Genomic DNA, 13580 nt, shown 5'->3' on the forward strand with positions numbered 1-13580 from the left:
GACGAAGTCGGGCGAACTTGAACATAACAGTCATCACGTTGAATCGAGCATTATCTACGATTATCATCCAACAAAAGATATTTAATAAGGAGTTTTCAGATGGTGCTGTTCTTCCCAATCCAACAAGAACTTGATTGCATTAGTAGTAGCGGTCGTATTCTCGGGAAGATAAAGTTTGATGTCTTTAAAGGTGAGTACCTATTCTGCCCTGACGATGACTCAGTCGTGTTATCAGATATCGAAGTAGCAAGCATTGCAGAGCGAATTGCTGGACTGTATGCAGGTAAGTATTCCTTCCCTATGCAGGATGATGATTAATCGCAATCCCATAAAAAACGCACCGAAAGGTGCGTTTTTTTACTCTAGCCACTAGCAAGGGGCGTAGCCCCGTTTAGCAAGCGACGCAGTCGCGTTCTAGCCACTGCGAGCGAAGCGAGTCTTAAAGAACTTTGGCAATCGACTGAGTCAGATAATCAACATTACTGGTAGACAAGCCTGCTACGTTAACACGGCTGGAACCTACTACATAGATGCTGAATTCATCCTGCAAGCGCTGAATCTGATCGGTATCGATACCCAGGAACGAGAACATACCGTTCTGCGTAGTGATAAAGCTGAAGTCTTGTGTTACGCCATTTTCAACCAACTTATCAACAAACAAGTGACGCATACTCGCGATGCGGTCACGCATCTCTTTCAGCTCAATATGCCATTGACCGGTAAGCTCATCCGAGCTCAGGATTGTTTCAACGATAGCTGCACCGTGTGCTGGCGGCATTGAGTAGTTAACACGAACCACTGTCAGCATAACCGCGCCAATAATGTCAGCAGCCGCGGCATTTTTACCAATAATCGAGCAAGCACCGATACGGTCGCGGTACAGGCCAAAGTTCTTCGAGCATGAGCTACAGATGATCATCTCGTCGACAGAATCAGCCATCAGTCGCAGACCGTAGGCATCAACATCCAAACCCTGACCAAAGCCCTGGTAGGCGATATCAACAACCGGCATAAAACCGATTTCACGGGCCAGTTCAGCAACCTGCTGCCACTGTTCCTGATTCAGGTCCATACCACTTGGGTTATGACAACATGCATGCAGTAATACTGCATCGCCTGCAGGAACCTGCTTTAGCGCTTCAACCATCGCGTCAAAGTCCAGGCACTTATTCTCATAGTCATAATAAGGATAAGTTTCAATGTTCAGCCCGGCAGCCTTAAACACACCCTGATGGTTTGCCCAGGTAGGGTTGCTCACCCAGATCGTCGCACCAGGTTTGGTTTTGTTAATCAGTTCACCAGCTATGCGTAACGCCCCCGTTCCACCCGGAGTGGAAACAGTGCGCACACGATTTTCGCGAATAACCTTATGATCACCCAGAACAAGTGAGGCTATCTTATCATTGAACAACGCAGAACCTGCAGAGCCTAAGTAGACCTTACTGGCTTCGTTCTCAACACGAAATTTTTCAGCAGCTTTTACACAAGCTAAAACTGGCGTATTACCAGCCTCATCTTTGTAAATACCAGGCCCGAGATCAATTTTATTCGGGTTGCTATCGGCTTTGAATTTGACCGATAGACCCAGAATCGGATCAGCTGGCGGTTGCTGTAGCTGGGAGAACATAAGATTTAGTACCTTTTAATTTCTATGCTTCATTTCTATAACTAATCGGGCTAGCCATGTACTACTGACCAAACCGACCATTTTTTTGCAAAAGTTCAACAACCTGATGAGTTGTTGTTCAGCAAAGTCAGTTGGCGACAATATTATTCCTTAACGCTGTTGCCGTACAGCGTTTTAGTGCATTTCGATGTAATCCCTGACATCCAATTGTAGTTTTGGCGTAAAGAATTGATCCGGCGCAGAATCCGCTACTATTACAAGCGCTGAAAAATCTCAGGAACTATAAATTTAGTCACTCCAAATGAGCCCTTTATCTTGTCTGCTATTTCACATAGCATCCGCGTTAATTTGGCGTTGTTCATTCTCCAGATGACCGATATGTTCTTATAACCTGAGATCTCTTTTATCGGGTTCACTATTTTATTTCTGTATCAGCACCGATTTATCAACCTTTATGCGGGGACACCACCGCTATATAAGTGAAAGAGGCGACCTTTGTCCGACTTTGATACGAATTTACACGAACTTAATCGCCAGAATGTATGGGCCGGTTTTAAGCAACTGGTTCCAATCTCTTTCTTTGTGATTATCTTCGGCCTGGCTTTTGGACTGGCTGCAACACAGGTCGGTCTGGCTAATTTTTCAATTATTGCCATGAGCACACTCGTCTTTGCCGGCGCATCACAATTTGCCGCTTTAGAGTTATGGGGTGCCGAAGTAGCAGTTATACCTCTGGCAGTTACGGTATTCGCAATCAATGCCCGTCACCTGCTAATGGGAGCGACCTTGTATCCCTGGTTACGCCATCTGCCACCAGCAAAACGCTATGGTGTGATGCTGGTTGCCACCGATGCTAACTGGGCAATGTCTATGCAGGCTTTTACCCGTGGCGAGCCAGCTATGGGCCTTTTATTCGGAGGCGGTCTTGCGCTCTGGTCCTTCTGGATATTAGGTACCTGGCTTGGTATTTACTTTGGCAGCGCTATTCAGGATCCTGTGAGTCTGGGTCTGGATATGGTAATGGGATGCTTCTTATTGGCAATGGTCGTTGGAGGGCAAAAAGACTTACGTATTTTTATTATCTGGATAGTTGCAGCGGTGTCATCACTTATGGCTTATTGGTATCTGCCGGCCAATAGCCACGTTGTTGTTGGCGCACTGGCTGGCGGCGTTCTGGGCGCGGTATGGATGGATAAAAAACAATGATTATAGAAACCACCGGATATGGTCCGCTTATCATTGTTCTGATCATGGCAGCAGTTACTTTAGCAACCCGCTGGGGTGGCGTTTTTGTTATGTCGTTCGTACCTATCGGCTATCGGGTAAAACAATTTATCAGTGCCATGTCCGGCTCGGTGCTTGTAGCACTTCTTACACCGCTGGCGATCAGTGGTGACAACGGCGCACGTCTGGCTTTACTGACCACAGCGATCACCATGTTAATATTAAAAAAACCTCTTCCTGCTATCGCAGCCGGAATACTTGCAGCGGCGCTGTTCAGGCAGTTCTGACTATTAAATGTTCATGCTGCTCGCTTCGGAGTGAGGACAGCTATCCTACTTTCAATATTCAAACTGAGAGGCCACTTATGAAGCGGCCTTTTTTACTAAATACCATAATCACGTTCAACTTTCGATATGCGAACCTTGAAGGATGAATACCATTTTTCGTGACCTGACTTCTGAGCCTCAAGGTGCTCAATGTTTGCCTTCCATGCTTTGATAGATTCAAGATCAGACCAGTATGAAACAGTAATTCCGACCTCTTCTCTTGCCGACTCGACACCTAAAAACCCGGTTTGTTCTGAGGCCAGCCCGACCATTCTCTTTGCCATTTTGCCGTAACCATGATCACCTTCTGTTCGATGGTTTGTGAAAATAACCGCATAGTAAGGTGGTTTCGGTGTGTTAGCGATGAGTGACATTCATGCTCCTGCTTATATTAAATATGTTGATACTGCTCAGATCAGTGATTAAATCTAAACCTGAAACCATTCTGCCAGTCTGCGCGACAAAACTCTTGCCGCTGACTGAGGTAGTTCCGACTCACGAACTAATGCTGACCACCCCAGACCAAGGCTGTCTTTTCCCACCTTCACGGCTGACACACTTTTATTTTGAATGGCTGACTGGACAGCCCATCTCGAAAGAATGCTCACACCAAAGCCTGCCGCGATCAGCTCAACAATTGCATCGGTCACTTCAACCACGGTTACCAGGTGAGGCACTGTTCCGGAGGGGCGAATAAATCGCTCATACTCAAAGCCTGGTTGGGCAGATTTGCTATAGGTCAGGTATTCCTCACCTTCTAAGTCTGTTGCCTCAATAAACTGCTTTGTTGCCAACTCATGATTTACATGTGTTAGCAAAACCAGTTCATCCTCAAAAACAGGAATTGAATCAATACCTGGTATAACCAGATGACCGGGTGCTAACACCACATCAACTGTACCTTCCTGGAGGTTTCGTATTGGATTTTGCGTTGCAGAGGCAACCAGTTCCAGTTGAATACCGGGCTCTTTTTCAGACATTATTTTTAAAAATGACGGTAACCAGTGATAGCAACTATAAGCAGCAACACCAAAGCGAACTACAGTGATTTCATTATCAGCCATCTGCTGAAAATCAAATTCAGCACGCTGTAGCGCAGGAATGACCTGATTTGCAGTTTGTGTCATTGCACGACCTGAAGCTGTCTCTCGCAGTTTGCGACCTTCCCTCTCAAATAACAGTCCACCCAGGCGTCTTTCAGCTTCTGCAAGGCGATGACTCAAAGCAGACTGAGTTATACCTAGCACGTAAGCGGCTTGCCTTAGCGTACCTGTTTCATTAATCGCTTTCAGCATTTCCCAATGCCGGATATCCAGTCTCACGCTTTTGCCTCATATCATTGTCATAGACAGGCCCCAGGAAAACCTATCAATAGATGCATACTATTAATCAATAACTCGAATTATTCACTATTTATTTAATCAGTAGCGAACTATCGTTCCAGCCTAAGGAGCCTACGGATGCCCTGTTCGCAGGTTCCCTAACCTACGGAATAATATTAACGTGAACAGCAAACCAACTATCAATGGCCAGTCTTTAGTCGTAATGGCTGCTTTCTTTTACGGGCTAAATCCATTTTTTGCACAGCTTTTATTTAAGGAAGGTTTAGGTGCCGAGATTGTCAGTCTGTATCGGTTTATTCTGCCTGCGATATTTTTCGCTTTTTTCCTGCGTACACCACCGGCAAACAGACCTGAAGCGTTAAGAACCTTCTTTTTAGGTGTCGTCAGCGGTATTTCTATTTTTGGCTATTTTCATGCTCTGGAAACTATTCCAGCTGCTACAGCTATTTTGATCTATTACACCTACCCGGTTTTCAGTGTTTTGATCGGCTGGGCTGTATTCAGGCGGATACCTTCACAAAATAGTTTGATCTCAGCTGCACTGGTGGCTATCGCTGCGTCTTTAGCCGTCAGGCCAGAAACTCTTCCTGCCGGTGTCTTATTTTCAGTTGCAGCCTGCTTTTTGGCACCATTGGTTGTCGCCACTCAGGTTCAGTATTTATCAAATCCAAAAACACATATTCCAATTACCAATCGAATGGCCTGGATAACAACCGGACATATTATGGTTCTCCTGCCAATAGCAATATGGATTAAGCCTGAGCAAATATTGCCCGACTCACTGACCGGTTTAATCTCAGTAGTCGGTATCGCTTTAGTGGCCGCAGCAATCCCCCAGGTGTTGTTTATGCTGGGTGCTCCAAAGTCATGCGCAGATAAAAATGCATTAACAGGATCGTTAGAGTTAGTCGTTGCTCTACTGGCAGGAGCTGTTTTATTAGGAGAGAATTTGGATCGACTGGAAATTACCGCTATGGTCCTGATTGTACTGGCTTTATTTATCAAGCAAGTAGAAAGCAAGCCCATGGAAAAACAGCCATCGGTTAACATTACTCGCAGCTAGTCCGCATAGATCTGCTTTACAGAATATGGCCTGGCTGTTCAGTACTGCACAGAATGAGACCAAAGGCCTCACCGCAGCAGGGTATAAAGATACCAGGCAGCCACCAGCACTAACTGAAAATCATTGCCTCAAAACAATAAATCGGCATATTTCTCCAGATTCTTCTTGAACCTCCACCTGCTGGAGGTTTTATAATCCCCGGATTCACGCTTGGCAGGATCTGATCCAGCCGGTAATAATATTGAATCTGACGAAAGGCTTAGCGATGGCACTCGCGAAAAATCAAAGCAATGACAACGTCTGGTGGCTCCTTAGCGCAGCCTGGATCATTGCTTTGGTATCAACACTGAGCGCGCTGTTTATCGGCGAAGTGCTGGGCCAGACGCCCTGTGTTTTATGCTGGTATCAACGAATCTGTATGTTTCCACTAGCGGTGATACTAGGCATTGCAGCAATCCGCTCAGATATAAAAGTCATCTGGTATGCACTACCGCTGTCGCTGATCGGGACTGCGATTGCTGCTTACCACTCTCTGACCTATGCAGGCTATATCACCACACCTATCATTCCATGCGGCCAGACAACCTCCTGTACCGGCAGCAACATGACCATTCTTGGTGGCATTTCACTACCCTATCTTTCGCTGGCAGCATTTGTTGCTATCAGCCTGTTACTTTGCATACTATTTCGGAAATCTGAAGCATGACACGACCTAAAATCATCCTCAGCGTTACACTCATCGCTTTAATCATATTTGCAGCATCCGCATATCTCTGGACGCAGCAACAAGCTGACGTTGTCAGTACTAAGGCCTATGAAGATAGTCTGCTGGAGCGGCCACATTCGCCCAGCTTTGGCCCGAAAAATGCGAAAGTCACCATCGTTGAGTTTTTCGATCCTGCCTGCGAAGCCTGCCGGGCGTTTTATCCTTTCGTAAAGAGAATAATGGCGGAAAATCCTGATGACGTCCGTGTAGTACTACGCTATACCACATTCCACAAAGGCTCTGATGAGGTGGTCCGCATCCTCGAAGCGGCACGACTGCAGAATCTGTTCAAACCGGTGCTGGAAGCGATATTGATAAAGCAACCATTATGGGCGGACCACGGCAATCCTAACCTTTCCCTCGCCTGGGATGCAGTCAAAGAAGCAGGTCTTGATATTGAGCAGGCCAGAGAGGACATGCAAAGCGCTGCTATTACTAACGTGCTGCAACAGGATAACGCCGATGTAAAAGCTGTGGGCGTTGAAAAGACACCAACATTTTTCGTCAATGGCAGACCTCTGCAAACATTCGGCGCGAAACAGTTAGTTGAGTTGGTAAACAGTGAACTGGCTGCCCAATAATCGATAGAAAAACTCATAATATTGGCAGATTACCTCTCGAGGTCCGACTCCGGGCCTCTTTCTAAAACAGCTATATCCTCTGACAATAGATTAAAAAAATCGATGATGCTTTGCATGAAAACAGAGAACCTTTAGCATAGATGCTCTCCTGATCTGTTAGCTTCATTCCTCAGCTCAGTACCAAAAGCCCCTCAATGAATGATTCTGGTTAGCCGGTTATCAACAAGAGAAAAGAATGAGCAGCGCCGTAATAAAAAACCGAGAAATGTCACTATTCAACCCGGTACTGATCACCGGATGCATCATCTTACTGGTGAGTTTCTCAATACGTGCCTCGTTTGGTCTGTTTCAGATACCTGTCGCTGAAGAGTTCAACTGGCTCAGAGCGGATTTCTCCTTTGCTATAGCGATACAAAACCTGTTTTGGGGTATAGGTCAGCCAATCTTCAGTGCCTTAGCTGAAAAGTATGGTGATAAAAAAGCCATTGTTGCTGGCGCTGTTTGTTATGCGGTCGGTTTGGTATTGTCAGCGTTTGCTATCACGCCGGGGCAACACCAACTGCTGGAAATGCTGGTCGGCTTTGGTATTGCAGGCACCGGGTTTGGCGTTATTCTCGCGGTGGTGGGTCGTGCAGTATCCGATAAGCACCGCTCTCTGGCGCTGGGCATTACCACCGCTGCGGGCTCAGCAGGACAGATAGTCGGCCCGCCGGTAACACAATTTTTATTACAGCAGATGCCCTGGCAGTCTGTGTTTATATTCCTCGCCGGCTTCGTTATTGTCTCACTGCTGGCGCTGTTTTTTATGCGTATTCCACCGCCCCCCAACAAACAGCAAAGTGACGAGCCGATGGGCCAGGTGATTATGCAGGCGATTAAAGATCCCTCTTTCGCCTTTATTTTTATCGGCTTCTTTTCTTGTGGGTATCAGCTTGCCTTTATTACCGCACATTTTCCGGCGTTCATTACCGAGATGTGCAGCGTCGTCACCCCCGGCAGTATCATCCAGTCGTTAGGTGTTTCATCCACATCCACCCTGGGGGCCATCGCCATCGCCCTGATAGGTGTCTCGAACATATGCGGTACCATTCTGGCGGGTTGGCTGGGCAGTAAGTATTCAAGAAAATACCTGTTATCCAGCATCTATCTGATGCGAACTATCGTTGCTGCCGCCTTTATTCTCAACCCTATCACCCCCGAATCGGTGGTATTTTTCTCAATAATAATGGGTGCCCTGTGGCTGGCAACGGTACCGCTGACATCGGGCCTTGTGGCTCAGATTTACGGCCTGCGTTATATGGGCACCCTGTACGGACTGGTATTTTTCTCACATCAACTCGGCGGCTTCATCGGCGTCTGGCTTGGCGGAACAATGTACGATCTGTACGGTAACTACACCCTGGTATGGTGGGTTGGTATTGGTGTAGGTGCACTTTCTGCACTGGTTCACCTGCCAATAGATGAACGCCCCTGGGCAAAGCGACAGCCTCAGTTAGCGATATCCTGAGTAAAGCAAAATGGCCTCGTAATGAGGCCGTTTATACTAAGCAGGCTTTCCACCAGGCTTTCGCTGTACTAAATAAAGGCTGTGGTCAGATCCCTTCAGCTACCCGATATGCCGGGCTTAACTGACTTACCCCCAAGCCACTCTTCTTAGTCACCCTAAGCTGAGTCGGAATACGTTCTTTCATCGCTTCTATGTGGCTGATCACGCCGATCATCTTGCCTGAGGCATTGAGGTTATCCAGCGCATCCAGGGCGATATCGAGGGTCTCGCTATCCAGTGTACCGAAGCCTTCATCGAGGAACAGAGAGTCGATGCTGGTTTTGTGGCTGACCAGATCAGATAGTGCGAGGGCCAGGGCCAGGCTTACCAGAAAGCTTTCACCACCGGATAAGGTTTTGGTATCTCGCTCAACATCACCCTGCCAGGTATCCAGCACACTGAGCTCTAGCCCCTCGCCTTGCTTACGTTTAAGCAGGTAGCGGCCATGCAGGCGTTCCAGCTGCTGGTTAGCCAGATGTACCAGATTATCCAGAGTCAGTCCCTGGGCAAACTTGCGGAATTTATCGCCCTTTTGCGAGCCGATCAGTGAGTGCAGGTACTGAATATCATCGTAGTGTTCACGGTAACGCTCAATCTCATCGAACAGTGCTTGCTGATCCCTTCGCCGCGCCAGGTCTGAGGTTAATTCATTACTGATTTCACCGTCACGCTTAGCAAGCTGCTCCAGTGTTATAGTCAGAGCACTTATCTGAGCTTCAACATCAAGCTTCTGGGTTTTCTGGTATTCATCAGACTTTAAGTTTTCCAGCACGGCTTGCAGCGCTTGCTCCGCGTTATCCAATAACGCAGTGGCCCGTTCAAGCTCGCTATCCAGTCGTTGTTTCTGCTCTATGAGCACCTGACGCTCCTGTTCCGGCAACAGCGCCTGTTGAAACTCTGCCACCGTATTAAACGGGCTTGGCGCCAATAAGGTAAGCCAGCTTGCTTCTCGTTCTTCCGCCCGGAACTGCTGTTCTTGCAGGGCTTGTTGCAGGCTATTCAACTCAGCGATCAGGGCTTTATGGTCGCCGGATAACTGGTGACTGCTTTGCTGTGCACTCTGGTACTGTGTCTCTGCAGACTGGAGTCTGTTGTGACTATTTGAACGTTCCTCATTAATCAGCTTATCACCGAAGATCTCCCGGCGTTGTTCCATGACTTCTTGAATCGAGCGATCCAGATCATCCCGCTGAGACTGCAGTTGTGTCAGCTGTGACTCGAAATCATTAAGCTGGCTGAGGCTGTTTTTCCGTTCCGCTTCAAGTATTTGCAAACTGCTACTGAGCTGTTCTTTTGTGCCGCTGTTACGCTCCCATTGATCGGCATCCTGATGTTTAGCTTCCAGCCACACCTGCAACTGATCCCGCTGAGGCTGGATATATCCCTGCTCGGTTAATTGCGAGTTAAATGCATCATACTGTGATCGGATCTGGTCGGCCCGCCTGGTTTGATCTTGTTGGATTTCGAGCAAACTCTGCGAACTGTTGGCAATAGCCTGGGCAGTCAGCTTAAGTGCAGCGTCCAGTTGTTCCGCATTACGCTGTACGCTGTCGCTATACTGTTTCGCCTCGTCTCTGTGCCTGTTTAACAGCTTAAGATTCTGAATTGCAGCAGTACATTTTTTTAGTGTTTCTTGTGCACTGTTTTCATACTGTTGCAGACTTTTCGCATCAGCAATCGGAAAAATAATATTCAGCGCTATTGCTGCCACATGCCACTGCTGTTCCAGCCCGCTCTGCTCTGCCTGAATTTCATTCAGTCGCTGCCCGATCTCTTGCAGATGGCGATCAAGCGACGCCAGAGTTACGCTGATCTCCTGACCTTTTTCCTTAATACCGCTGAGCTCCTGCTCGGCGGTCAGTTTATCGGTGATGGTCTGCGCGACACCGGCCACACCCGCTTCCAGTTTCGGATGGTTTTCCGAGCCACATAACGGGCACTCTTCACCCGACTGCAGTACTGCACGGAACTGAGCTAACTGTTCATCCTGAGTAACCAGCTGACTCAGCGCGTTAACCAGCTGCTCCTGCTTTTTATACTGTTCCCGCAGCTGAGTACGGGTCTGTTGCAACGCCTGCTGCTGACTCAATTCAGCCTTTTGCGTGGTACGCTTATCCTGTTGTTCTGTTTCGAGCTGTTGCCAGCGTCGATTGAATTCCTGCAACTGCAGCAGTACCGAGTGATTGCCGGTCAGCTGTTCGCGCTGCGCTTCGAGGACTTCAACATCGCCACTTTCGCTGGCCTTAATACAGGCCTCATTCGCCAGCTGCCAGGTTTTCTCCCTGCTGCTAACTTCAGCCACTGCATTCTTGTACTGCTGTTCTTCAGCAACATGCGACTCTTGCTGCAGCCTGAGCTGCTGTTGCAGCCCGGCTTGTTTTTTGGTCAGACTGTTCAGAGCACTCTCTTCTGACCGGATCTGCTGTGCCTGTAGCTGCCACTGCCCCAAATATTGCTTTAACGATCGGTCAGCCTGATGCTGTTGCAGATATTGCTCGGCACTGCTCAGTTCCCTGGTCTGGCTCTCGATCTGGATATTTAGCGATTTCAGCTGATCCTGGTATGTCTGCTGCCTGCTGACGACCTCTTTGATAAGGCTATCTTTGTCTTTGCGCTTATCCTGTGCGACAGCGATCTGCTGATCAAGGGGTATAACCCGGTCATTGATCAAACGCTCCTGCTGCTCATGAAATTCTCTTGCTGTGGATAGCTGCTCACTCTGCTGTTTAAGTTGCTCAGCCGCGGTTTCCAGCTGCTTTTGCAGAGCTTGCTCGGCGACCTGCTTGTCACTGAGTAATTTCTGACCATTACTGACCTGTGTCCGGGCCTCTTGCAGCAACATAAAGGGCGTTCTGAGTTTTTCCGCCGGTTCACTCTGCTGTAAGCGAAGCAGATTCGGCTGTGATTGAGTCTGCTGCTCTTTGGCAGCAAGCAATCTCGCTTCAGTCGAGGCTTTATCCTGCTGCGCCTTGTCGTGCTGTAGCCACCAGTTCAGGTGTGCATTACACGCGCTTAATTTAACTTTCTGCTCAGCCTGCTGTTGCTGAAGTTGTGCCGACTCCTGCTGCAGTAACTGTTGGCTTTCTTCGCTGAGCAGCTGGACGCCTTTGGCCTGGGCTTCCAGCTCTGCCAACGTTTGTTTGGCTAATGCAAAGTGCTGATGAACCCGCTCTGATATCTGGCCGTAGATTTCGGTGCCGGTCAGTTCTTCAAGCAGCTCGGCACGTTCCGCTTCTTTGGCATTGAGGAATGCCGCAAATTCGCCCTGGGACAGCATCATCGACTTAGTAAAGCGGGAAAAATCCAGCCCGGTGATGCGTTCAATTTCTTCGCTCTTTTGCCGGATTTGCGTCGCCAGCACTTTGCCTGTCGCTACTTCAGCCAGCTCAACATCAGCCTGTTGCAAGTTGCCTTCGGCTTTGCCCCGCGAGCGCCGCATACTCCAGTGGGCACGATAGGCCTGACCTTTTACTTCGAACTGGACTTCGGCAGAGCACTCAGCCGTGCCCCGGGTCATGATCTCATTGGTTGAGGCCGAGATGGGGCCCAGGCGTGGCGTCTGGTGGTATAGCGCCAGACAGATGGCATCCAGCAGAGTGGTTTTGCCCGCCCCTGTCGGCCCGGTAATGGCGAACAGACCATTGTCGGCAAAGGGCGATTGAGTAAAGTCGATCTTCCACGCATCCTTGAGTGAGTTCAGGTTTTTAAACTGGAGGCTTAAGATCTTCATGCGCTTTGCTCCGGGTTCTCAACTTCGGACAGTATCTCCCGGAACTGCTGTTTTATCCTGCCGAGTCGCGCCTGCTCCTTCTCTCCGTCAAATGTTTCGAGTTCGAGCCGTTTGGCGAATACGTCATGGGGGGTTAGCTCTGCCAGTGTTTCACGCTCTACCTGGGTTAACGCTTGCTGAGCCTTGTTGCGGGAGCGGCGCAACTGCAATACTTCGACGTTCAGATGCTCGGTCATGGTTTGAATGCGCTGCTGCAGATCGGACAGGTAATCCTGAATCTCGACCTCGATGCAGAGCCACACCGGCATTTCCGGGAGAGAATTTTCGTATTGTTTAAGCTGAGTTTCTATTGCACCGAGGTCACCTTTCAATACCGCCATTGGCTGAAACCGAGGAATCTCGATCGGCGTAATCCCGGTCCTGTCACTCCCATCAAACTCCACCTTCATCACTTGCTTTACGGTTTTCAACTCGTCAAAGCTAAGCGGGATGGGCGAGCCGCTATAGCGAATGTGGTCTGATTTTGCGACTATCTGAGGCCGGTGAATATGCCCCAGCGCAATATAGTCTGCCGGCGGAAAACCATCGGCGGCAAACCCTTCCAGCGTGCCGATGTAGATATCACGAACCGAATCAGACTGGCTCACGCCCAGGGCGGTCAGGTGACCGGTGGCAATGATCGGCACAGAGAGTTGTTTCTCATCCCGGATGTTCAGTGCCGCCTGATAGAGTTGATGATAGTGCTGCTTTATTGCGCTGCCTAAGGCCTGACGCTTCTCTGTGCCCGATTCACCTGCGCTGCTCTGGATGACATCACGGGGCCTGATAAAAGGGATTGCACACAAGATAGCACCGGTTTCGCCACGACTATTACTGAGCTCAATGATCTGGTTACCGGCCTGTTCAGAGTTCTCAGCAACGAAATTGGAAACTTCATTAGTAACTACACTGGCAACTACATGGGTGTTGAGACAGGCAACCAGCTCTTTGGATTCATTCAGGGTCGAAACGGAATCATGATTACCACCCAGCACCACCAGGGTACAGCCAAGCTGACTGATGGCCACAATGAACTGATTATACATTTCCCGGGCGTAACTCGGCGGTGTACCGGTATCGAAGATATCACCAGCGACAATCACAGCATCTATACCGTTGGCGGCGATCTGTTCCAGCAACCAGTCGAGAAATGCCTGATGCTCGGCTTTGCGACTCTTTGTGAAAAAACTCTGACCGAGATGCCAGTCAGATGTGTGCAGGATTTTCATACCGATCGCCCATAACCAGCCAAAAAAAGGACAAATATCCTATCACAGTGACGGCATGGGCAAGGGGTGTTTTATACGATTAGCTGGTTTTTTGAACGAACCATGC

12 protein-coding genes are annotated in these 13580 nt (G+C 48.7%); 7 read left to right on the plus strand and 5 right to left on the minus strand.

Annotated features, from left to right (window positions below; all coding sequences use genetic code 11):
- Positions 1-99 precede the first annotated feature (99 nt).
- Positions 100-318 carry a hypothetical protein gene (locus ACQUQM_RS14115; RefSeq protein ID WP_432470536.1) on the plus strand — a complete coding sequence of 73 codons (219 nt, stop codon included), beginning with the start codon at positions 100-102 and terminating at the stop codon, positions 316-318.
- A 121-nt stretch (positions 319-439) separates the two neighbouring features.
- Here ACQUQM_RS14115 and ACQUQM_RS14120 read toward each other — a convergent pair whose 3' ends face one another.
- Positions 440-1627, minus strand: a complete 1188-nt coding sequence (locus ACQUQM_RS14120) for an amino acid aminotransferase (protein WP_432470537.1) — start codon at positions 1625-1627, stop codon at positions 440-442.
- Positions 1628-2122: 495 nt separating this feature from the next.
- On the opposite strand from ACQUQM_RS14120, the gene ACQUQM_RS14125 reads away from it, so the two are divergent.
- Both ACQUQM_RS14125 and ACQUQM_RS14130 read left to right on the plus strand, forming a co-directional pair.
- Positions 2123-2833, plus strand: coding sequence for an AzlC family ABC transporter permease (locus ACQUQM_RS14125; protein ID WP_432470538.1), 711 nt, complete (start codon positions 2123-2125; stop codon positions 2831-2833).
- Positions 2830-3138, plus strand: a complete 309-nt coding sequence (locus tag ACQUQM_RS14130) for an AzlD family protein (RefSeq protein ID WP_432470539.1) — start codon at positions 2830-2832, stop codon at positions 3136-3138. Before ACQUQM_RS14125 ends, ACQUQM_RS14130 begins: the two co-directional genes overlap by 4 nt.
- A gap of 95 nt (positions 3139-3233) precedes the next feature.
- On the opposite strand, the gene ACQUQM_RS14135 is transcribed toward ACQUQM_RS14130, so the two are convergent.
- Both ACQUQM_RS14135 and ACQUQM_RS14140 read right to left on the minus strand, forming a co-directional pair.
- Positions 3234-3551 carry an antibiotic biosynthesis monooxygenase family protein gene (locus ACQUQM_RS14135; RefSeq protein ID WP_432470540.1) on the minus strand — a complete coding sequence of 106 codons (318 nt, stop codon included), beginning with the start codon at positions 3549-3551 and terminating at the stop codon, positions 3234-3236.
- Between the two features lie 54 nt (positions 3552-3605).
- A complete protein-coding gene (locus ACQUQM_RS14140; RefSeq protein WP_432470541.1) occupies positions 3606-4499 on the minus strand; it encodes a LysR family transcriptional regulator in 894 nt (297 codons plus the stop codon).
- 181 nt (positions 4500-4680) lie between these two features.
- Here ACQUQM_RS14140 and ACQUQM_RS14145 point away from each other — a divergent pair, with 181 nt between their 5' ends.
- From ACQUQM_RS14145 to ACQUQM_RS14160, 4 genes are all read left to right on the plus strand, one after another.
- Positions 4681-5583, plus strand: coding sequence for a DMT family transporter (locus ACQUQM_RS14145; protein WP_432470542.1), 903 nt, complete (start codon positions 4681-4683; stop codon positions 5581-5583).
- 265 nt (positions 5584-5848) lie between these two features.
- Entirely contained in the window at positions 5849-6289 is a 441-nt protein-coding gene (locus ACQUQM_RS14150; protein WP_432470543.1) for a disulfide bond formation protein B, read from the plus strand.
- Positions 6286-6930 (plus strand): DsbA family protein, encoded by a 645-nt coding sequence (locus ACQUQM_RS14155; RefSeq protein WP_432470544.1) that lies wholly within the window; start codon positions 6286-6288, stop codon positions 6928-6930. The genes ACQUQM_RS14150 and ACQUQM_RS14155 overlap by 4 nt, the downstream gene beginning before the upstream one ends.
- A gap of 235 nt (positions 6931-7165) precedes the next feature.
- A complete protein-coding gene (locus ACQUQM_RS14160) occupies positions 7166-8437 on the plus strand; it encodes an MFS transporter (protein ID WP_432470545.1) in 1272 nt (423 codons plus the stop codon).
- 85 nt (positions 8438-8522) lie between these two features.
- Here ACQUQM_RS14160 and ACQUQM_RS14165 read toward each other — a convergent pair whose 3' ends face one another.
- Positions 8523-12206, minus strand: coding sequence for an SbcC/MukB-like Walker B domain-containing protein (locus ACQUQM_RS14165; RefSeq protein ID WP_432470546.1), 3684 nt, complete (start codon positions 12204-12206; stop codon positions 8523-8525).
- Positions 12203-13474 carry an exonuclease subunit SbcD gene (gene sbcD / locus ACQUQM_RS14170; protein ID WP_432470547.1) on the minus strand — a complete coding sequence of 424 codons (1272 nt, stop codon included), beginning with the start codon at positions 13472-13474 and terminating at the stop codon, positions 12203-12205. The genes ACQUQM_RS14165 and sbcD overlap by 4 nt, the downstream gene beginning before the upstream one ends.
- Positions 13475-13580: the final 106 nt, after the last annotated feature.

This window comes from Amphritea sp. HPY (genome assembly GCF_050870985.1).
Lineage (GTDB): Bacteria > Pseudomonadota > Gammaproteobacteria > Pseudomonadales > Balneatricaceae > Amphritea.